Raw genomic sequence first — 22188 nt, 5'->3', positions numbered from 1 at the left:
CTACATCGACGAATGGTAACCCAAAAGCCACAGTATTTTCAATTTTACTGATTTAATGGTCTTTACAACATTAAACAACTACCATTCGTCGAAAATTCTAAATTGTATGTTAAACTTTTATGCCTTTCATCGATTAGTAATTTCATTTCATCGATAATAACATGTAGTTTATCTATATTTAACTATCTAATTATTCAAACACCCACGATTATGAAAAACGTACAAACTTTTATCGGAATTTTAATCTTATGTTTTTCTACTTCAATCCTCGCTCAAGCAACCGCATCTTTTAATGCATCGGTTACAATTATACAACCAATAGGAATTACAACAACCTCAGACCTTAAATTTGCAAATGTAGATGCCAAGAATGGTGGGGATGTAACACTGTCTCCTAATAGTACAAGATCAACTTCCGGAGAAGTGGAATTGGCAGAGGGTGGAGCTGTATCTGCTGCATCATTCGAGATTACTGGAGAGCCTGGATATACTTACTCAGTAACTTTACCTGGTGATAATTATGTATTATCTAATGGAAGTGAAACTATGGAGATTAATAATTTCACTTCAGATTTTAATAGTGAGAACGCACTTGCAGTTGGATCCCAAACAATTAATGTAGGAGCAACCTTAAAAGTAAATCCTAACCAAACTCCCGGTAACTATGTAAATCAAGGTGGGTTTAATGTAACTGTGAATTATAACTAGGATCTATAACCTTTATTTATACTTAATTTCTTTATAAGAATTAATCTTACTAATTATCTTATCCTTAAAATTTCTTTCTTTATTATTCCTGTATAATTATTTGAGAACAAGCGTACTCTTCTCTAGAAATTTAAATTACTTCCTTTAATAATATTATTCCATCTATAGTTTAATGATTGGAAAAAAAAATTCTATTAGCATACTTATTAAAATGAACTATCCCTTAAAAAGAATATTTCCATACTACTTCATCTAATTAACTTAGTATAATCTATTGGATTTTTATAAAATTTTAATTTATCTATAAAAAGTCCAAATTTTTCAGGACATTAATGATTAAACGCCAAATCGCTTAAAAGATTATTTTTCAACTTAGTCTCAAATTTGTGCTTCAAAGTAGTTGAGACAAAATCTTAAGTAAACTTACTTAAAACCAAAACTGGTAAATCTTTAAAATTACCCAAACTGGAAAATCTCCATCAAAAAACATCAATTAATCATAATGATTGAATTGGCGGGGTAAATAGATCCAATTCATTGGATAGGTATAATTAGTTTCAAGATTTCATAAAAAGTGCATAAAAACGCTTTTTCGTACCATTAATCTATAATTTGCTATTTATACTTACAATTTATAGATAGGAGCTATCCGAATGTCATTTTAAAAGGCAAGCATCGCCATTTAATGATGTCGCAATTTTATAGTAAAAGACCAAATAAATATCATCAAAATGATTAAAAAATCAACTTTTGCTGCATTTTATTTACCAAAACAGAGAAAATTTTAAAGTTTATGACAGCTTTTGCTTCCCAAACACATCTAAATAAATGCATTTCGTCGTATCTAATGTGCTTTTCATCGAGTTTTTGAAGTTTTTTAGGAGTTCTCCATTTATATTAGCTCATCTTTGTACTGTTATTATTAACGACCCAAATTACCTACTTATGAAAAAAATTACTTTTATTCTAATCGCCCTAATTACAGGAACCACATTTGCACAAAGTGCAGAAGGTACAGCTACAGTGAATGCTGCAATCGTAAGCCCAATTACAATTTCTAATTCTTCTAGTAATCTTGATTTTGGTAATATTGCTACGCCGGACGCAGCTACAGACATTGTTGTAAGCACAGCAGGTACAAGAACAGCTGTTGCCGGAGTAACTATTCCAGGAGGAACTATTTCTGCAGCTTCGTTTACGATCAATGCAGCAAATACTTATGGATATACAATATCAATACCTGCAATAGATCTAAAGCGCGCCGGTGAGGCAGATATGTCTGTATCATTTTCTAGTAGTTTAGGTGCAACTAGTACTGGAACAGGTGCAGATCAAACTTTAAATGTTGGTGGAACACTTACGGTAGGTGCATCGCAAGGAGCAGGAGCTTATACAGGGACTGCTACAGTGACTGTTGCTTACCAATAAATAATTGTGAATTTATTATAATATAATAGTAACGCCGCCAAATGGCGGCGTTATTTATTTAAAATCAACTTAGATGAATAAGTTTATTATATTGATATTCTCTTTATTTACGGTTATTGGTTATGCACAATCATCAGCATCCACTTCTATAAATACTTCAGCTAAAATTGTGAACCCTATAAAGATCACAAAATCTGTAGATTTAAATTTTGGAAATGTGATTGGAGGATTTAATGCTGGAACATTAGTACTTTCTCCAGATGGTACAAGAACAGCAAATGGGGTTCAAATTTCCAACGCTACTCCTGGGGAAGTAAATGCTGCAGAAGCTCTAGTTACACACGGCAATAATAATTATGCAATCACTTTACCAAACACCTTTTCCTTATTTAATGAGGATAACCCTTCCCAATCATTAAAAATTGACCAGTTTACTGTAAGTCCAACTTCTAATGGTGATAATGAGGGAACTGATGTTTTAAAAATTGGAGCAACCTTAAATTTGGAAGCGAACCAAGTTCCTGGATCTTACTCTAATCCTTCAGGATTTAATGTTACCGTGTCTTATAATTAGACGCTAAATTATCTAATTTGGTTTTCCTATATTTGAAACACCGAATTCTATAATTTAAATTATTGATAAAGTCAACCCTTATGGTTTTTAATGTTCTGAAATTAGTTTCCGCTTTAATTCTTACGAACTTATTGGTTTGCTCTTCTGCTTTAGCTCAAGGTGACCTCATGATATTACCAAAAAGATTGGTTTTTGATGGTACGCAGCGCGCTCAAGAAATTAGTTTAGCCAATACAGGTTCAGATTCTGCTACATATGCGATTTCTATGGTTCAGTATAAAATGACTGAAAATGGAAGTTTTGAGGAAATAACTGAGGCTGAAGAAGGATTGAACTTTGCTTCAGATTATTTAAGATATTACCCTAGAAGAGTTGTTTTAGGTCCTAATGAAGCTCAAACAGTAAGAGTTCAAGTTACAAAAACCGGGTCCTTACTAGAGGGCGAATATAGATCTCACATCTATTTTAGGGCGGTAGAAGAACAGACTGCGCTTGGATCAGATGCTGAAGACGATAATACGGAGTCAATATCTATAAACATTAAAGCCGTATTTGGAATTAGTATTCCTGTAATAATAAGACAGGGGGTTTCTACTACAAAAATAGCCATTTCCAATGTTAATCTTAATTTAGAAGAAGAAACCAATCCGGTTTTAGAGATGATTGTTAATAGAAATGGAAACATGTCTGTTTATGGAAACTTAAGTGTAAAACATATTTCTTCTGAAGGTAAAAAAACAGATGTAGGCACGGTAAAAGGTATCGCCATCTATACTCCAAATAAATTAAGAAAGTTTAGACTTCCTATAAACCCAATTGAAGGGGTGAATTTTAATTCCGGAAGATTAGAAATAACTTTTAAGTCTGAAACAGATAAAAATATATACGCTGAAAGTTTACATGATTTGAATTAGTCCCAAACTAAATTCTATGGTAAGAAATTACTTTTTGAACTATTACCTAAATAAATTAAAAGGTACACAGCATCTTATGTGTATCCTCTTATGCATACTTGCTCTTAGTTTTTCCAGTAATATCTTTGGACAGTCAATTAGTACTCCTGTAGTTACGGGCACTCCTGTTTGTGGAGGCTCCTCAATCCAGGTTAGTTTTAGAGTTACTAATGGAAATGGAAGCAATGAAAGGTTTAGAACAACCACTACTTATGAACTTTTTGATATAACCGGAGGGCAGGAATTTCAAACAGGCTCATTTACTGCTTCTAATGCCCCAAATAATAGGAATGGTGCTTCCGCTCAAATTACCTTAACCGTACCTATACCTAACAATGCTGGTCTTTATCCAACTAGTAATGATTATCAAGTAAGAGTTCGAAGTACTAACCCTGACGCTAATTTCTCTCCATATTCTTCGCAATTTATTGTAAATAATGATCCAACTCCTACCCCAACTGCCTCCAACAGCGGGCCTATTTGTATTGGTGGAGATGTAAATTTAACTGCATCAAACATTTCGGGAGCAACCTATAGTTGGACAGGTCCTAATGGATTTACATCAAACTTACAAAACCCAACATTAAATAATTCTAGTATTAGCATGGCAGGTACCTACCGTGTAACTGCTACAGTAAATGGATGTACTAGTGCAGAAGCTACAACTGATGTTACAGGAAGTGCTTCTTTAGATGATCAAACCACGCGAGGTACCAACTCTTGGATTGGACATGTATACGATGGAGTTAATTTTAATACCTATGCGGGAAATTATACAACTCCTTTCTTTTTCAATGAAAATTTTGGAGGAAATGCAAATTGCTATGAAATAACCTCTAATGGAAGTCCTATTGATATTTATACCGAAACCTTCTCTGTTATTTATAAGGCGAATATAACTGTTGGCGGAGTATATACGGTGGATATAGGAGCCGATGATGGAAACAGATTAAAAGTAGATGGGAATCTAGTATATGATGATTGGAACGATCATGGTTATAGAGTTAATAACAATATTCTTTTAAATCTTAGTGGAAATACTAATCTAGATCTAGAATACTATGAAAATGGTGGAGGAAATAGAATTAGCCTGGCAAATGCTCAATTAATTATAGAAAATATTCTTTCTGCAAATACAAGCCAGACAGTTTGTCAAAACGAAAATGCATTAACAATTTCGGGAGATACTTTTGCTACACTTCCGACCGGAATATCATTGGTTGGCACTGGATATCAATGGTATTACAACACTACTGGGGATCCCACAGCGACGATAATAATCGCCGGAGCTACAGATGCCAATTTTACTCCAGATCTTACATCAGCACCTTTTAATAGTCCTGGAATTTATTCGATCTATAGAAAAGTACTTTTAAATGGATCAAATAATACAGCTCAAATAGAACATATTTCTAATGCTGCAACTTTAGAAATTTCAAGCAATCCGACCCTAAGTTTAACAGGACCTACTACAGCATGTTTAGGAGAATCTGTTATTATTGCAGCAACATTTCAAGGGCAAGCTCCATATACAGTAACATATGAAGTGAATGGTTCTTCAACAACAACTACTGAAAGTCAAGATTATATTGAGTACCCATTTACTATAACAGGTGATACTACCATTGAATTTACAAATATTACAGATGCAAATTCTTGTACAAGTGCGATTAACGAAATTATTGCTATTTCGATTGAAAACAATTTATGGACAGGAGCAGTAAATACAGATTGGAATAATCAAGGGAATTGGTCATGTAATACCATTCCAAGCCTTACCTCTGATGTACTTATACCATCTGGACTTAGTAATTATCCTATTTTGAATACAGGAGCTGTAGGAACTGTTAAAGATCTAAGCATAGAGTCTGGTGCCACTTTAGAAATATTAGATAATACTCTAGAAATTGCAGGTTCTATTAATAATAGTGGTGTTTTTGATATTACAAATGGAGAAATAGCGTTTCGTGGAAGTAGCTCTCAAAATATACCAACAAATGTCTTTCTTAATAATACTGTTGAAAATCTTACGATTAATAATTCTTCAGGCGTAATTAATTCTTCCAATTTAATGATTACAGGAATTTTAAAAGTGACAATTGGAAATTTCAGTACCGGTGGAACTTTAACATTAGTTTCAGATGCAACACAAACTGCGCTAATCGATGGTTCTGGAAACGGTTCAATTATTGGCGATATAACTATGCAGAGATATTTAGATCCTGCTTTAGGATATAAGTATCTTAGTAGTCCGTTTCAGAATACTACAACTTCAGATTATTCCGGAGTGGTGGATCTTAGTGCTACTGCTACTTTCCCAAATTTCTATAGATATAATGAAAATAGAGAAAACTCCCTTGCTGAAGATGCAACAGGCTTTGAAAAGCATTCCGGAGCTCTTAATATTTTAGAAGGATATGCATTAAATTTTGGAAATGCAAGTGCTTCAAAAACGGTAGAAATAAGCGGTACCGTAAATAACGGTGCACAACAAATGAATTTATCTCATAATAACGGAACTTTTTCAAAAGGCTTCAATCTTGTTGGGAACCCCTACCCTTCTCCAATAGATTGGAATGCAACTTCTGGTTGGACTAAAGATAATATAGATGATGCTGTTTATTTCTTTACAGCTAGTGATCATTATACCGGTGTTTATACTTCTTTCGTAAATGGGGTGCAAAGCGGAGGTGGGAGTCTGCGAATATTATACCCTCTATGCAAGGTTTCTTTGTCCATGTAACAGATTCCCCCACAGATACTTATCCTGTATCGGCAACTTTGGGAACTACAAACGAGGTTCGAGTTACAGATTTTAGTCAGCAATTTTATAAATCTCCACTTGATGAGTATTTTACATTGCTACGATTAAATGCAACATATGATGGCAGTATTAGAAATGATGAAACTGTAATCTATTTTGAAAATGTAGCTACTGAAGCTTATGATAATAGTTATGATGCTCTAAAATTAATGAATACAGATCCTAGTGTTCCTAATTTATATAGCATTTCTAGCGACGAAAAGCCGCTATCTATTAATGGGGTATCAGCTACTTATGGTTCAGATGTTCTAAGAATTCCATTAGGATTTAACTTAGAAAATGAGGGCTGGATTACTTTATCACTAACCGATATAGAAGAAACTATACTTACTGGGTATGTTTATTTAGTAGATATGGATAAGCGAAAACGTGTAAATTTATTAGATAAAAATGAGTATCGATTTCAAGCTTCTGCCGGAAGAAATGATTCGAGATTTCATTTAGTTTTTTCAAATTCTGTAATCGATGATCCTGCTGTTATTTTTAATGATCTTTTTAGTGTAAATCAATCCGGAGGTACTGTAAAAATAAAAATGAACTTAGCTATTGGAGAAATAGGTGATATTAAAGTTTCCACGGTTACAGGACAAACTATTGAAACTCAATTTGTATCAGAAAATGATGTTATTGAGATTAATGGAATAAAGAGCTCAGGTTTATATCTAATCAGTTTTTATTCCAAAGAAGGAATTTTCACCAAAAAGGTATTAATACAAAAATGATGAAAAAATACCACGACATTTTAAAATCCTACAAACCTCTAGAAAATCTCAGGTGGATTACACTTTCATTTTTGTTATTAGGAACATTGCAATTAATCGCACAAGAAAATCCACCTATCCCAATTAGTGTTGAAGTTAGTACTGCGCAATTCTTAAATTTTGGAACATTCACTACCGGAACATCTGGCGGTAATGTTAGCGTAGACTACGATGGGCTAAGAACAGCAACAGGAGACGTCGTATTATTAAATTTTGGACCCACAGTGTCTCCCGCCCTATATGATGTAACCGCAAATCCCGGGACAATAATTAGTATAACTCATCCTACTACAGTAATGCTTTCAGGAAGTAATGGCGGAAGCATTGGTCTTTCTATAGATAGCTATAGTAAAGGAAAAGATTTTTTAGCAACAGCAAATCCTCCTTCAACGACTCCTGTTTATATTGGTGGAACATTATCTATAGGAAACCTTTCAGCAAATCCTGCCGGACAATATAGTGGTTTCGTGACTATAACTTTTATTCAACAATAATTGTAAGTAGAAGTTATTAATGAAACAAAAAGGCTATTTATACCCACTTTTTCGCTTCAAATCTTTCAAAATTAAACTTGATTACAAAATATTATTTTTTCTAATCTTTTTAATGATTAGCAATGTAAAGGCGCAAGAAATTCCGGAGTATGATGAATTAACTGTACAGCTTACAGTTCCCAAACTAGGTAATACAGAACTACCGGTAGCTATAAAAGATCAAACTGCATATCTCTCCGTCAAAGATCTCTTTGATTTTCTGAAAATAAAAAATGAAGTTAATGGCTCTAAGATTTCTGGATTTTTACTAAACCCAGAGTCAAAATATAGTATTGACTTAGACAAGCAAGAAATAAATTACAATAATAATACATATCCTTTAGCTGCTGATGATTTTATTAAAACCCCGGCTACTGCTTATTTGAAATCTGATTTTTTTGGATCTATCTTTGGGTTAAACACAAACTTTGATTTTAGAAGATTATCTGTAAATCTTATCACAGAGCTTGAGTTACCACGAATTCGTGAGCTTAGACTTCAAGAAATGCGAGATAATTTGAAAACTATAAAAGAAGGCTTTGTTGCAGATACTGTTATAAAAAGAAACTACCCTTTTTTTAAAGCTGGATGGTAGATTGGGGAGTCATTACTACGCAACAGACTAATGGTATAAATGATAATAGATTCAATCTGGGGCTAGGAACTATGATCGCTGGAGGAGAAACGAATGTACTTTTAAATTATTCTACTCGAATTCCCTTTGTTTCAAGAAATCAATTTTATCAATGGAAATTGGTAAATAATGAAAGTTCACTGTTCAAACAAGTTACCGCTGGTAAGATCTTCACCAGAGCGACATCTTCATTATTTGCTCCTGTAGTTGGATTACAATTTAGCAACAGCCCGGTGATAAACAGAAGATCGTTTGGAACATATACCCTAAGCGATATAACTGAACCAAGATGGACGGTAGAACTTTACGTAAACAATGTATTAGTTGATTTCACTGAAGCAGATGCATCTGGATTTTATTCTTTTGAAGTGCCATTAGTGTATGGAAACACTATGGTAAATCTTAGATTTTATGGGCCTTATGGTGAAGAAAGAACCGAAGACAGAGCTATAAATATACCCTATAATTTTATTCCTAAAAATGAAGTTGAATACACCTTAAGTGCCGGGGTGGTTGAGAATGAAGCTACTAGTAAATTTGGACGTTTCAATTTAAATTATGGCGTTAGCAATGCGTTGACTCTTGGTGCTGGAGTAGAATATTTATCTGATGTCTCTTCTGGGGAAATCATGCCATTTATAAACACTTCAATAAAATTTGCTCCAAACTTACTTTTTTCCGGTGAATACACTTATGGAGTTAAAGGAGAAGGATTATTAAGTTACAGATCTCCCTCAAATTTACAATTAGATCTTAATTATATTAACTACACAAAAGATCAAACAGCGATAAATTTTAACTATTTAGAGGAAAGAAAGCTAACATTATCATTACCTATTAGGAACAAATTCCTTTCCGCCTTTACTAGATTTAGCATTAATCAAATAATTTTACCTACTTCAGAATTTACAACAGCACAGTTGTTAATTTCCGGAGTTTTATTTGGCATAAGTACAAATGTGACAACCTATGGACTTTTTAATGATCGAAATTTAAATCCCACTATATATTCTACCATATCTCAGACTTATAGAATACCTGGAAAATTCTTATTCTTTCCGAAATTGCAATACAATTTTAGTGATCAAGAATTCACGAATATGATACTGGGCCTTGAGAGGCCATTTATGAAAAGAGGGTATTTAAATCTTTCTTACGAAAATAATTTTTTGAGGAATAACTATACTTTTCAAGTTGGGTTGAGATATATTTTCGATTTCGCTCAAACATCTCTTACTTCTAGAATTGGAAATCAAAATTCCACCTTCGTGCAATCTGCTAGGGGGAGTTTTCAATATGACGATGCTACAAATTATTTAAATGCAACCAATAGATCTGCAGTTGGGAGAGCCGGTATTAATGTTATTCCTTATTTAGATCTCAATAATAACGGGACTAGAGAAGAGAATGAACCAGGAGTTCCAGGACTTGAGTTTAAAAATAATAAGGGTCGAATAACCTACAATGAAGATTTAACACAAATTAGAATTACAGATTTAGAACCCTACAATCAATTACTATTAGAAATAGACCCTACGAGTATCGATAATATTTCATGGAAAGTAAATAATTCAAGTATTCAAATAGAGACTATGCCTAATCAGTTTAGGACTTTGTATATACCAATTTACGTTGTGGGAGAAGTTGCTGGGTTTGTTAATTTTAACTCTGGAAATTCTCAAAAAGGTCTCGGTAGAATATTGGTAAATATCTTGGACAAAGATGGAGTATTAGTTGATCAAGTTTTAAGTGAAGGAGATGGTTACTTCACTTATTTAGGTTTAGAGCCTGGAAACTACAAGGCAATCATAGATCCTAAGCAACTAGAAAATTTGAATTATTCTGTAAGTCCTTCAGAAATTCCATTCACTATAGAAGCCACAGAATTTGGAGATATTGTAGATGATTTGGAATTTGTTCTAGAAAAGAAACCTGACTAATAGTCAATACTAATTATTTCCAATTCCTGAAGTTTTCCTGCCATAAACACTTCTACCTTCTCTCCTACACTCTTTCCGGTTAAAGCCTTTGCTAAAGGAGCTACAAATGCAATTTTATTTTCTTTAATATTCGCTTCATCTACTCCAACTATCTGAAATTCTTTTATAAATCCACTTTGATCTCCCGTAAGAAATTTAAACGCGATCGATGCACCAAACCTAATTTCGTTTTGTGGCTGCTCTTTTGGGTCTAATATTCTAGCAGACGATATTCTATCGGCTAATAAATTTAATTTTCCATTAAGTATCGCCATCGTATGTCTACGTTCTTTCCCTTCTTCTAACTCCACATTAGAAATACTATTTTCCAAGTCAGTTTTTTCTTTGATCAACTTTTCATAACCATACGGAGTGACATAATTTGTTTCGCCCGGTGGCAAAACTGCTCTTGCGGGAATGAATGGCGCTTCTTCCTGATCGTCTTCTTTTACAAATCCTCTACTCATAATTCATTTATCATTATAATTTGAAATTAGGAAACATTTAATGTAATAACAACATTAGTAGGTTGCATTTTCAATCTAAGTTTTAAAACATTGTGGTTCGCGAAATAATAGCATAATAAAAGGTTAAAAATTTTAATTCATTGAAGTATTATCTGAAATCTTGTAAATTTAAATGCTGGATTTAAGTACCTATTTCTTAGATAAATTTCTAAAACAGAAACTGAAATATCATTTACCCATGGCTCTAAATTTTCTTAAAGGATTTAAAAAAACAAATTTAGTTTCTAAGACTTATGATTATTGCATCGATTTTTTAAACAATAGTAGATGTAAAACGCTACCATTTCATAGCGTACAACATACAGACGATGTTTATCAATATGTAAAAACAATTGCAAATTACGAAGAGGTTTATGGGTCTGATTTAGAACCAATACTTATCGCTGCCTTATTTCATGATACCGGAATGGCAGATACATATATGAATCATGAGGAACAAAGTGTAATTTATGCTACAGAATATTTGAAAGAGAATGATTATCCGGAAGATAAGATAGAGATCGTTCAAAATTGCATAATGGCTACCAAAATGCCTCAGAACCCAAAAACACAGGCCGAAAAAATTCTTTGTGATGCAGATTTGTATCACTTAGGATTAGAAAGTTATATTTTTAGAAACGAACGTTTAAGGGCAGAATGGGAACTTTTCTTTAAAAAACAGTTTTCAGACGAAGAGTGGTTTGCATTAAATGTAGATTTTCTTGATACGCAGAAGTATCATACTTGGTTTGGAAAAACGGTATTAAACAATAGAAAAGATCTCAATTGTAAGATGCTTAAAGAGCGTCATGAAAAATATAAACATTAACTTACAGTTGCCTACTTCAATTTGTTTAGAGATCAATGGTTTTTTTAAACCAAAAATGCCCTTTGTTCAATATTAAATATTTTAGGGTATGACCATTGAAATTATTTTGGTTTTTATAATCCTTAGCATCGTAATAATCCTTTTTGCGCTGGAGGTTTTTCCTGTAGATAAAATTGCATTTTTTATAATGGTTAGCCTATTGCTAACTAATTTGATCACTCCGGAAGAAGCTATATCTGGTTTCGCAAATCCTGCAACAATCACAGTACTCGCATTAATGATTATTGCCATAGGGCTAGAAACCAACGGGGTTATAAGTTGGCTTTCCAACGGACTTAAAAATTTAAAAGGAATCCCAATTTATTTAATGATTCCTCTTTTTATGATTATAGCCGGAAGTATCTCTGCTTTTATAAATACCACAGCCGTAGTTATTGTATTCATAAAGATTATTACAGATCTCTCTGCCAAGTATAATATCCCAAGTGAAAAGCTGCTCTTACCGGTATCTTTTGCCGGTATTATTGGTGGAAGTTGTACACTTATGGGCACTTCCACAAACCTTATTGTAAATGCTATTGCAATAGAAAAAGGAGTAGAACGCTTCGCATTTTTTGAGTTTACCAAATACGGCGTGTTGTTTTTATTAATAACTACGCTTATTGTTAGCTTGCTTTATAAGTTTTTACCTAACAAGGGAAAATTAGATATCAACAAAGATTACAACCTAGACGAATACATTACGAAAGTAATCATCAATGATAATTCTGAAGTAATAAATAAGAAGATCCAGGATACATTTTTCCATGATAATATGGATGTGGAAATACTTTCGCTTAAAAGAGAAGGAATTATTAATAACCGGCCTGGAAAATATACAGTCCTTAAAGCAAAAGATCAATTACTCTTAAGATGTAATCTCGAAAATTTGGTTAAACTGAAGGAACACAAAGGATTCTCTGTAATTAAAGAAGACACTGAAAAATTTACACTCCCAATTACAGATGATGCTGAAGGTTTAGAAGAGAATATTCAGGTTGTCGAGCTTCTAATGTTACCAAATTCGCCTCTAATTGGTAAAAGCATAAATTCTGTTGGAAATTTCGATCTTCAAGGAGCGGTGCCATTGGCCATAAAAAAGAGGAGAAACATTAGGCATCCAAGTGATCGTGTTTTTGGAAAGAAAAAAGATGAAATAGAACTTCGGGTGGGAGATAGATTATTAGTGGAGGTTTCAGCAAAAGCGCTGTCCGATTTGGGTAAAATAGATAATATCACAATACTTCAGCAGTATCAGGAAATTGAAGTAAAAAAATTATCCAAGCGACTTGTATCCTTGGCTATTTTAGTGGTCGTAGTTGCACTTTCAGCCTTCTCTATATTCCCTATTTTACAAAGTGCCTTAGTAGGTGTGTTCTTGATGATTTTTACAAAATGTCTAGATTTAGGGAAAGCCTATTCTCAAATTAACTGGCAGGTGATCTTTCTTTTAGCGGGAATGATTCCGTTGGGAATCGCTATGAGCAATAGCGGCGCAGATATGTGGATTGCAGATCATTTACTTGCGCTTTTTACGGAGCAATCCAGCACCATCATTATTGGAATACTTTTTTTAGTTACGATGGTCTTAAGTGGCTTTATATCGAATAATGCGACAGCGATCATCATAACTCCAATCGCTATTACTATTGCCACAACCATGAAACTAGATCCAAAACCTTTTATTTTAGCGATTATGTTTGCTGCAAATTTTAGTTTTTTCACCCCGGTGGGTTATCAAACAAACACTTTAATCTATGGGATGGGATTGTATAAATTCAGACATTTCTTAATAATTGGAGGTTCAGTTTCTTTAGTACTTTGGATTGTTGCTTCTTTATTACTTTCCGGAACTTTCAGCGTATAGGCTCTATCGCTTCATATAAATCAAGTATTTTTACAAAAAAAAAGATGAGTACTGTTTTAGTGATTGGATATGTCTGGCCAGAGCCCAATTCTTCTGCCGCAGGTAAACGTATGCTTCAGCTATTAGAATATTTTACTACTTCCAATTATAAAGTGATTTTTGGAACTACTGCTGCTACTTCCAGTAACGCCGCAGATCTTCAGAAGTTTGGAATCATTTCGGTAAAAATAGAATTGAACAAAAGCAGTTTCGATACTTATATTCAGGAACTGCAACCACAGATTGTTCTTTTTGATAGGTTTATGATGGAGGAACAATTTGGATGGCGTGTAAGCAAGCATTCTCCAAACTCTATAAAAATTTTAGATACCGAGGACCTCCATTTTCTACGGAATCACAGAGAAAAAGAATTAAGCGCATCGAGTTCTATTATAAATTCTGAAATAGCAAAGCGGGAAATAGCAAGTATTTATAGATGCGATCTTAGCCTAATTATTTCTGAAGTAGAGATGAAGCTATTACAAGAGACTTTTAATATTTCAGAAAGCCTATTGTTATATCTCCCATTTTTATTGAACTCCATAAATGATTCAGATAGTAAGCTTCTCCCCTCTTTCGAGGAAAGAAAGCACTTTATAAGCATCGGAAATTTTAAGCACAAACCGAATGTAGATGCGGTTAGATTTTTAAAGAAAGAAATTTGGCCACTTTTAAGAAAAGAGCTTCCAAATGAAGAAATGCATATTTATGGGGCATATCCTAGTGGTGCTGTTACACAGTTAAATAATCCAAAAGAAAATTTTTATGTGAAAGGTTGGGCTAAAGATGCCGAAGATGTTGTGAAAAGATCGAAGGTCAGCCTTGCTGCTTTGCGTTTTGGAGCTGGTATAAAGGGTAAACTTACTGAAGCAATGCAATGCGGTACTCCAACAGTTACAACAAGTTTAGGTGCCGAAGGAATGCAAGGTGAACTCCCTTGGAATGGTTTTATTGAAAATGATCCAAAAACTTTTGCTGAAGCTGCCGTTAAACTTTATAAAACAAAAGCAATTTGGCAAACAGCTCAATTAAATGGGTTTCAACTCATCAATAAACGGTATAATAAAGATTTCTATTATAAGATTTTAAATGAAAAATTAAAACACCTTAATTATCACCTTAAAAATCATAGAGAACAAAATTTTATAGGCGGTATGCTTATGCACCATCGCGTGAAAAGCACACAACATCTATCTAAATATATAGAATTAAAAACTGAATTGGAAGCCATTAAAGCTTCGAAAGTTTGTTGAAATTAATCGTTGCTAATAACAAGAAACTAAAGCTTCTTCATTTCTTTTAAATAAGCTCTTATGTAAGGCCTTAAGCGCGCTAACTTTATGCTTTGAAGCCACTAAAAGTGACACATTATTTAAACTGCCACCGTAAGAGATCATCCGGACAGGGATTTCATTTAAAATTTCGAATAATTTAAAAGTATTGGAATCTTCTATTAGTCCTTCCCCCACAATACAAATAATACTATGGTCCATTTCTACTGTAATATCCCCATAATTATGAAGTTGATTTATGATGGGATCTAAATTTTTAGTGTCGTCTATTGTTAATGAAATGGCTATTTCTGAAGTGGTTATCATATCTATTGCAGTTTCATGATTATCAAATATTTCAAATATTTTTTTCAAAAAACCATGAGCCATCAACATTCTATTAGATTTTATTTTAATAGCTGTAATTCCATCTTTTGCTGAAATGGCTTTTAAACCCTTTTCACTAATTTCAGAAGAAATCTTAGTGCCCGGCAAATCTGGTGTAAAGGTATTTTTAAGATAAATAGGAATATTTTTATCTATTACAGGAGAAATAGTTTGTGGGTGCAGGATCTTTGCGCCAAAATATGCTAATTCTGCAGCTTCTTCAAAAGTAAGATTAGCCAAAGGATGTGTATCTTCCACATATCTGGGATCGTTATTATGAAAGCCATCTATATCTGTCCATATTTGAACTTCTTCAGCATTTAAAGCTGCTCCCAAGATAGTTGCCGTATAATCGCTTCCACCTCGTTTTAAGGTACTAATACGGTTAAATTTATCTATCCTTACAAACCCCTGGGTAATATAAATTGGAGCTTTTTCCTCACTGTTTAAGAATGGGTTTAATCTGTTTGCAACTTTAGAGGTCTCCGGGTTTTCTAAATTTCCAACATGCATAAAATCTTTAGCATTTAGAAGTTTATTTTTAATAGACGAGGAAAAAAGATATTCTGAAAATATATAAGTAAGTAAAGTTTCACCAAAAGTTAGAATACGATTGGCATTGTTTTCAGAATATTCGCATGTTAATAAATCATCAAATTCCCTAAATAATAAATTCAATCCGGTTCTTGCTTCAGTATATTTATCCGGATCTTTAATTAATTCATCCAGCAATTCTATATGCTTAGCTTTTAAAGCAGCATTTAAATTGATAATTTCTTTATGATTTTTATTTTTGATCTCATCTATAAGAGTAACCAAATAATTTGTAACCCCGGACATCGCGGAAAGAACTATCATTTTAGGCCCATCTATAGATTGAATTATACGCTTTACGTTATATATACTCGCTGTAGACCCAACTGAAGTACCCCCAAATTTCAAAACTTTCATGGTTTATTATTTAAAAATGCATAAGTAAGAAGAGTTTAGAAAGAGAAGAAAAAAGAAATAGAATTTATATATATTTGTACAAAATGTATATTATTTAACAATGAACACCATAACCTCCTGCATACATAATATGTTGAGACACCAACCTTTCTTGGATGATGCCTTATCTAAAGACCTTATAAATTTTAGTTCCTTAGCTGAACATTTGCAACCGGAAGTTGAAAAAATTCTTAGGAAACCGGTAAAACAGGGCTCTATAATTATGGCATTACGCAGATATTCTCCTCAAAGAAATCTTTTGAAGAATGCTAATTTAAGAGAAATGGGAGATATCGTGGTGAGATCTGGAATTACAGAATTTACCTATTTAAATTCAAATACACTACTTGGCAATCAAGCTTTGCTAATGAATTCTGTTAAGGATCAAATTGGTGTATATTTAAATTATTCCAGTACCTATCAAGAAAGTAATATCTTGGTATCTAAAGATCTAAAAGAAAGAGTGGAAGATTTTTTTCGGGAAGAAACACTAGTTTCAGTTAAAGACGATTTATCTAGTATAACAATTGCCTTACCAAAAAATAGTTCTAAAACAGTTGGCCTTTATTTTTATATTTTTAAACTTCTGGCTTACGAAGGAATTCCTGTTTTCGAGATGATTTCCACCTCTAATTACTTTGCCCTATTCTTAGAAAAAGAATATATAAATCAGGCATTTCTATTGCTTAACGAAATTAAAATTTCTTAAAGCAAATTCTACCAATAGTCAAAGTAAACACCTGTCATTGCAACACCAGCTGCAAGAATAACTAATACTATAACTATAAAGATTGCGCCAAATCTTGTTTTCTTATTATTTTGTAATATATAATCTTCAGATTGTTTGTCTCCCTCGTCTCGGATTTGCATAAAATATTTTTTTCAAATTTAATTAAATAAATATTTAATAATTATAATATTTTTAAAAATTACAGATATAAAAGCAACTAAATAATTAAAGTTCTCTTAAATATGAATTTTATTCTTCCGCTCTGTTTATTTTTATGACTCTAAATAGAAAATGATGAAATCAATATTACGTGCAATCTTAGCCGGTTGGGGTGCTAAGAAATTTGGTGGAGGCTGTGGTTGCTTCGGGATTGTAATAGTTTTTATAATCCTTTGGATATTATTAGGCTATCTAGGTCTTGGTTAGATTATTCTTCCCTGCTCCTACTTCAATTTAAAACGTATTTAAGATTTGCGTTCTTCCTCTCTTCGGAAAAGATCTATAATATTAAATATCAGGACACAGAACATAACCCAAATAGTTCCCGCAATAATACCACCTGCAATATCTGAAGGAAAATGAACTCCTAAATAAATTCGGCTAATCCCTATGCTCACTATTAAAAAAGAGAAAAGGGACATTAAGCTTATTTTTAGCCATTTATTAATCTTCAAGAAATAACACAGATAAATTAAGAATCCGTAAAAGGCGGTAGCACTCATCGCATGTCCACTTGGATAACTAAGTGTTTCTACAGAAACTAAATGTTCTGCAGTTGGTCTTGCCCTATTTATTACCTCTTTTAAAGCAAGATTAGAAAGTCCGGAAATAATTATAACAAAAATTAATTGTACTACATACCTCCAGTTTTTAAACTTGAAGAAAAAGAAGAGCGAACAAATAGTAGTTATAACTATATAACCATACAAGTCTCCCAAATTTGTTATAAACTGAAGTATATTATTTAATTGTGGGTTTCTATACGAGATCACATATTTTGTGATAGCGGCATCATATTTAGTTACAAGTTCACTATTTAAAGTATTGGTTAACTCAATAAATACATTAATCCCTACAACCACAATAATCAAAGCTAAAATGATGGAAATTATATAGGGTAATTTGTGATTGTATTGGTGGAATTTATCGCGCAAAATAGATTCTAATCCGCGAAGGAAATCAATTATTTTCTCTTTCATATATCGTTTAGCTAAAACTGAAATTCATCAATCAAGAATTTCAAATTTAAACTGTAAAACTAAAGAAAATCTAAGGATTTGATAAAAAAAAGGATTTTATTAAAAAAACAATTTAAGCTAAAAAATAAACATACTATTCTATTTTCTCCGTTAGCGAATCTCTTGGCACGAGGAATTGTATATTTATTTTCTTCCTTCCCCAATTCTTTGCTCTTTGAACATCTTCGCCCATATAAATATCAATTTTATTTTTCCAGCGATGGTGCATTTTATCTTTTACGAAAAATATTCCCGATAAACCATCAATTTTAACTGGGGTATTGTAAACCAATCCCTTTTTCATAAGATCACGAGAAATGGCAATTACATTCATCCCTGGTTTTAAGGTGTCACCCCACGCAGTGATCTTTGGATTTCCTTGGCTTTGGTACGCCAAAGAATTATATGCACTTGCAGTTACTTTTAATGTTTTCCAATTAACAGCTTCTACATGAGTTTCATTTGGTTCTTTACAACTAATATAGAAGGTCATAAAAAAACGTGAAAAATGAAATAGATGTAATTTCCAGAAAAAGTCTAGTCATTGCCCTAATTTTTAAAATATAGATAATAACTGACATAATTACCGATTATTGTTAACGCCTGAAATAATAGCACTCATTAATTTCAATTTACAAAAAATCAACTGTAATAGCAGTCTATTAAGGCTTAAGACACCTTATTAATTAAATATAATACGCTAAATAGCTCTAAAAGTATATTTAAGGACTTTGGCAGGGTTATGGCACCTTAGGAAATAACAACATTAAAATTAAACATGTAAATTTCAATACCGAAGTTTACATATTTTAAAAATTGAAAAAACACATTTATGAGTCAAGTTAAAGAGAATGCTACAGTAAAAGTACATTACACAGGAAAATTAGCCGACGGACAAGTTTTTGACAGTTCTGAAGGAAAAGATCCAATCGAATTTACTTTAGGTCAAGGTCAGTTAATTCCTGGTTTTGAAAAGGGCCTTATCGATATGAAATTGAACGAGAAAAAAACTATAAATATTCCTCAAGCTGAAGCATATGGAGAACCACGTGCAGAATTAATACAGGAAGTAGAAAAAAAGTCAGTTGCCACCGGAGATTGCTCCAGAAGTTGGAATGGGACTTGTTTCTAAAGGACCAGATGGGCAAGAAATGAATCTATTGGTTGCTGAAGTTAAAGAAAATACGATTGTAGTAGATGGAAATCATCCGCTAGCTGGAAAAGATCTTATTTTTGATCTTGAAGTAGTAGAGATTAAGTAAATTAGTTTTCTAGACTATTTACCTCATATTTAGATTGCATACAACTGTATACATCTAATTATGAGGTTTTTTTATGTCTTAAAATATAGAATTAAAGTTGTCCTCTTATAGCCCCGCTTGGAATTTCCGCCGTATGAACGTTTACATATATTCTTCCACTGCGTATTCTTTCACTTAATTCATCTAAACTCATTCCTGCCAGTGGCCCAATTAGATCTTCGGTAGTGATATTTCCTTCTGCCAAAATACCATTTTGGTTAGCTACACTCCCGGAAAATAAAAAAGCAACTACCGGCCCATTCATACCTTCTTCTGCCATGTGAAAATGAGCAGCCGTTACATTTTTTAAATTAGATACAATAAGCTTGTAATAAATAGAATTGCCATCTTTGCTAATTCTAACTATTGCAACTCCAGCTCCCTTAGTATCTGCCGGCGGCACTTCATTTCTTCCCTTTAAAGAGGCAGTAAAATTATCTTCTTTTCCTTTTTCAAAAGATTCGGAAGAATTTAAATCTGATGGTGTAATTATTTCTTCTGTGGTGTCTGTAGAACAGCTAATAAATAACAGCAATAAAATCACTGAAAAAACTAGCCTACACGTAATTTTAATAGTTTTCATATTTAAAATTTTTTAGTTAATAAATGAAGACTAAATAACAATTTTTATAATATAACTTACTTTATATCAATTACTTATAACTACAAATCATAAAGTCTTAAAAATTTTTAGTGTAATTTTTTGAGGGTAAGAATGGAATTATAAATGGCATTTTTGAGATCTCCTTTAAAAATATTTTCCTCAGAAAATTTCTGGTTAATTTCCAGTTCAATCCCATAATAATTATCTGGAAATTTCCTTCGTAGATAAGTAGTAAAACCATCAGCCTTTCCTAAATAAGGATAGTTAAATCTAATTTTAAAAACTGGCAATTCTGTTACCAACAGTTCTTTCCATTTTTCACAAATTGCTTTTTCTGAAGTTTTTCCAGAATCGTATAATAATCCAATATCTGTATTTCTAATTTTACCATTCAAAATTGGAGTAAAACTATGAACTGAAATATGCAATACCTCCTCCCCTTTTACAATCAATTTTAATATTTCTGCTTCAATAGCATCCCGATACGGATTATAGAATTCATATATGATTTTTAATTTTTCGGCAAGACTTAATGAAGAAGTGAATTCTGAAAATAATTTGGGATGCTCCTTAGATCGATTGAGTTCAATTAACAATCTGCTCACAGTATTCGATTTCGAAAAATCGCTTAGTGGTTTACAGCACCTAAAAAGATCTAGGGAGCCAAAATCAAGGCCTAGATGAGAATTTAGGGCATCTTCAGCATTTATAAATAAACTTTTATATTGTTCAGGAATTTTATTCCCTCCGTGCTCACAGCTTAAAACCAGCTTCACGGCTTGTAAAAATTATTGGTTTCTAAACAAGTAACCAATTGAGAATACACAGCATTAATTTTGATCCGAGAATAATCGCTAGAAATTCCTTTTAAAATTCTGGTCGCCAAACTACCGTTAGCCAAAATAAATTCAATAGATTTTCTGTGTTTAGGAGAGATTCCTTCTTGTACCCTTAAATATAATGTTTCCCACAACTCCCCTGCAGTACATTCCTCTTCCACATCAAACAAGTTCAAATAGTGGAGGTTTGTTAATTGCGTATTTTCAGCATCTTCAATAACATCATTAAAAATAGCAAATAAGTCATCCTCATGCCAGTCCTTTTGATCTTCCAGCGATACCAATTCTTCTGAAACCAATAACTTCAAGGTTTCAATTATTAAAACAGCAATTGCAATATCTGCTTTTGGACATTCCTGAATATCTATAACCCTTATTTCTATTGCATCCCTATCAAATCTGGCGATAGCGCCACGTGAATTAAGGAAATGTTTGTCTAAAATTTTATCGGTGTCAAAGGGAGCAATTGCTTTATTGATGGGTTCAAAAATCTGTTTTATATAGTCTTCTTTACTAAATACCTGTTCCGGAATCACTTTCCCCGTCATTTCAGGGATTTCCTTCTGATTGGTTTTATAAACTTCCATTCTGCTATCTAAGAACCCAGTGCTCTTAGCTTGAAAAATAGGAGAACTGGCACTTAACGCAGGGATAATAGATAGTAAGATTCTGATTGCTGCGTGTAATCGGCCAAATTCATCATCTCCATAGAAAGGTAAATTTAGGTGCATACTTTGAACGTTGCTCCAACCATGACCTCTACAATCGAAGATCTTGTTATATAAAGAATAGATCTCACTATAATGATGCTCCCAAAGCTTCATCTCCTTTTCCGGATCCATAAGTGGATGGGAGGCAGTAGGCATTAATTTAGCATCCTCTCCCAGCATTAACTTATTAATTTCTAGAATGTTTTTATGGAATAATTCATCCAGGTCTTCCAATTGTCGTGTAGGCCCATTGGTCTTCAACTCCACTACGTGAGCCACCAATTCGTTACTCCACTCTATTTTACCATTAGAAATGTCTGAAGTTATTGATCCATTTTTAAGGGTCATCAATTTATCTACGCTTGGAGTGATTTTAAGATTGGAAGCTCTTACCAACATATATTCCAATTCTATTCCAAAAACTTCAAAAAGCCGATAGCTCAT

At 32.9% G+C, this 22188-nt stretch carries 22 protein-coding genes and 1 pseudogene; 15 read left to right on the top strand and 8 right to left on the bottom strand.

Translation table 11 applies throughout. The features are described from left to right. Positions 1-210: 210 nt before the first annotated feature. The 9 genes from ON07_RS07190 to ON07_RS14820 all read left to right on the top strand — a co-directional run bounded on the left by ON07_RS07190 (position 211) and on the right by ON07_RS14820 (position 10355). Positions 211-708 (top strand): DUF4402 domain-containing protein, encoded by a 498-nt coding sequence (locus tag ON07_RS07190; RefSeq protein WP_010229520.1) that lies wholly within the window; start codon positions 211-213, stop codon positions 706-708. A 945-nt stretch (positions 709-1653) separates the two neighbouring features. Beyond that, positions 1654-2136 (top strand): DUF4402 domain-containing protein, encoded by a 483-nt coding sequence (locus ON07_RS07185; RefSeq protein ID WP_010229517.1) that lies wholly within the window; start codon positions 1654-1656, stop codon positions 2134-2136. A 73-nt stretch (positions 2137-2209) separates the two neighbouring features. Further along, complete coding sequence (locus ON07_RS07180) at positions 2210-2710, top strand: DUF4402 domain-containing protein (protein ID WP_010229514.1); 501 nt, start codon at positions 2210-2212, stop codon at positions 2708-2710. A gap of 62 nt (positions 2711-2772) precedes the next feature. Continuing rightward, on the top strand, positions 2773-3624 hold the full coding sequence (locus ON07_RS07175; RefSeq protein WP_237708880.1) for a fimbrial biogenesis chaperone: 852 nt from the start codon (positions 2773-2775) through the stop codon (positions 3622-3624). 16 nt (positions 3625-3640) lie between these two features. Next, positions 3641-6406 (top strand): PA14 domain-containing protein, encoded by a 2766-nt coding sequence (locus ON07_RS07170; RefSeq protein ID WP_029331650.1) that lies wholly within the window; start codon positions 3641-3643, stop codon positions 6404-6406. Next, positions 6382-7209: a T9SS type A sorting domain-containing protein gene (locus ON07_RS07165; protein WP_029331649.1), complete on the top strand. Its 828-nt coding sequence runs from the start codon at positions 6382-6384 to the stop codon at positions 7207-7209. Before ON07_RS07170 ends, ON07_RS07165 begins: the two co-directional genes overlap by 25 nt. Beyond that, positions 7209-7742 (top strand): DUF4402 domain-containing protein, encoded by a 534-nt coding sequence (locus tag ON07_RS07160; protein WP_010229510.1) that lies wholly within the window; start codon positions 7209-7211, stop codon positions 7740-7742. Before ON07_RS07165 ends, ON07_RS07160 begins: the two co-directional genes overlap by 1 nt. A gap of 19 nt (positions 7743-7761) precedes the next feature. Then, positions 7762-8376, top strand: a complete 615-nt coding sequence (locus ON07_RS17060; RefSeq protein WP_050915859.1) for a hypothetical protein — start codon at positions 7762-7764, stop codon at positions 8374-8376. After that, positions 8370-10355: a hypothetical protein gene (locus ON07_RS14820; protein ID WP_050915858.1), complete on the top strand. Its 1986-nt coding sequence runs from the start codon at positions 8370-8372 to the stop codon at positions 10353-10355. The genes ON07_RS17060 and ON07_RS14820 overlap by 7 nt, the downstream gene beginning before the upstream one ends. Here the strand turns inward: ON07_RS14820 and ON07_RS07150 are convergent. After that, positions 10352-10861, bottom strand: coding sequence for a GreA/GreB family elongation factor (locus tag ON07_RS07150; RefSeq protein WP_010229508.1), 510 nt, complete (start codon positions 10859-10861; stop codon positions 10352-10354). The two genes, ON07_RS14820 and ON07_RS07150, sit on opposite strands and share 4 nt — an antisense overlap. A gap of 172 nt (positions 10862-11033) precedes the next feature. On the opposite strand from ON07_RS07150, the gene ON07_RS07145 reads away from it, so the two are divergent. The 3 genes from ON07_RS07145 to ON07_RS07135 all read left to right on the top strand — a co-directional run bounded on the left by ON07_RS07145 (position 11034) and on the right by ON07_RS07135 (position 14927). After that, positions 11034-11729, top strand: coding sequence for an HD domain-containing protein (locus ON07_RS07145; protein ID WP_010229506.1), 696 nt, complete (start codon positions 11034-11036; stop codon positions 11727-11729). 88 nt (positions 11730-11817) lie between these two features. Further along, positions 11818-13635, top strand: a complete 1818-nt coding sequence (locus ON07_RS07140) for an SLC13 family permease (RefSeq protein ID WP_010229503.1) — start codon at positions 11818-11820, stop codon at positions 13633-13635. 44 nt (positions 13636-13679) lie between these two features. Beyond that, entirely contained in the window at positions 13680-14927 is a 1248-nt protein-coding gene (locus tag ON07_RS07135) for a glycosyltransferase (protein ID WP_010229501.1), read from the top strand. 12 nt (positions 14928-14939) lie between these two features. Here ON07_RS07135 and ON07_RS07130 read toward each other — a convergent pair whose 3' ends face one another. Next, complete coding sequence (locus ON07_RS07130; RefSeq protein WP_010229497.1) at positions 14940-16283, bottom strand: aspartate kinase; 1344 nt, start codon at positions 16281-16283, stop codon at positions 14940-14942. Positions 16284-16383: 100 nt separating this feature from the next. On the opposite strand from ON07_RS07130, the gene ON07_RS07125 reads away from it, so the two are divergent. Then, on the top strand, positions 16384-17031 hold the full coding sequence (locus ON07_RS07125; protein ID WP_029331644.1) for a hypothetical protein: 648 nt from the start codon (positions 16384-16386) through the stop codon (positions 17029-17031). An 8-nt stretch (positions 17032-17039) separates the two neighbouring features. Here ON07_RS07125 and ON07_RS16685 read toward each other — a convergent pair whose 3' ends face one another. Then, positions 17040-17192 (bottom strand): hypothetical protein, encoded by a 153-nt coding sequence (locus tag ON07_RS16685; RefSeq protein WP_010229491.1) that lies wholly within the window; start codon positions 17190-17192, stop codon positions 17040-17042. 154 nt (positions 17193-17346) lie between these two features. On the opposite strand from ON07_RS16685, the gene ON07_RS17430 reads away from it, so the two are divergent. Continuing rightward, on the top strand, positions 17347-17478 hold the full coding sequence (locus ON07_RS17430) for a hypothetical protein (protein ID WP_010229488.1): 132 nt from the start codon (positions 17347-17349) through the stop codon (positions 17476-17478). A gap of 38 nt (positions 17479-17516) precedes the next feature. On the opposite strand, the gene ON07_RS07115 is transcribed toward ON07_RS17430, so the two are convergent. After that, the gene (locus ON07_RS07115) at positions 17517-18251 is read right to left on the bottom strand and encodes a phosphatase PAP2 family protein (RefSeq protein WP_010229485.1); all 735 of its coding nucleotides are present in this window, start codon (positions 18249-18251) and stop codon (positions 17517-17519) included. A gap of 133 nt (positions 18252-18384) precedes the next feature. Continuing rightward, positions 18385-18783 carry a 3D domain-containing protein gene (locus ON07_RS07110; RefSeq protein WP_010229484.1) on the bottom strand — a complete coding sequence of 133 codons (399 nt, stop codon included), beginning with the start codon at positions 18781-18783 and terminating at the stop codon, positions 18385-18387. A 339-nt stretch (positions 18784-19122) separates the two neighbouring features. On the opposite strand from ON07_RS07110, the pseudogene ON07_RS14815 reads away from it, so the two are divergent. Continuing rightward, positions 19123-19552: pseudogene (locus tag ON07_RS14815) on the top strand (FKBP-type peptidyl-prolyl cis-trans isomerase). Positions 19553-19643: 91 nt separating this feature from the next. On the opposite strand, the gene ON07_RS07100 reads toward ON07_RS14815, so the two are convergent. From ON07_RS07100 to ON07_RS07090, 3 genes are all read right to left on the bottom strand, one after another. Further along, complete coding sequence (locus ON07_RS07100) at positions 19644-20174, bottom strand: CHRD domain-containing protein (protein WP_010229482.1); 531 nt, start codon at positions 20172-20174, stop codon at positions 19644-19646. A 107-nt stretch (positions 20175-20281) separates the two neighbouring features. After that, the gene (locus ON07_RS07095; RefSeq protein WP_010229480.1) at positions 20282-20971 is read right to left on the bottom strand and encodes an N-formylglutamate amidohydrolase; all 690 of its coding nucleotides are present in this window, start codon (positions 20969-20971) and stop codon (positions 20282-20284) included. Further along, positions 20968-22188 carry a carboxylate-amine ligase gene (locus tag ON07_RS07090; RefSeq protein ID WP_010229479.1) on the bottom strand — a complete coding sequence of 407 codons (1221 nt, stop codon included), beginning with the start codon at positions 22186-22188 and terminating at the stop codon, positions 20968-20970. The genes ON07_RS07095 and ON07_RS07090 overlap by 4 nt, the downstream gene beginning before the upstream one ends.

The organism is Gillisia marina, from assembly GCF_000258765.1.
GTDB lineage: Bacteria > Bacteroidota > Bacteroidia > Flavobacteriales > Flavobacteriaceae > Gillisia > Gillisia marina.
This window is presented reverse-complemented; position numbering and strand designations above follow the sequence as displayed.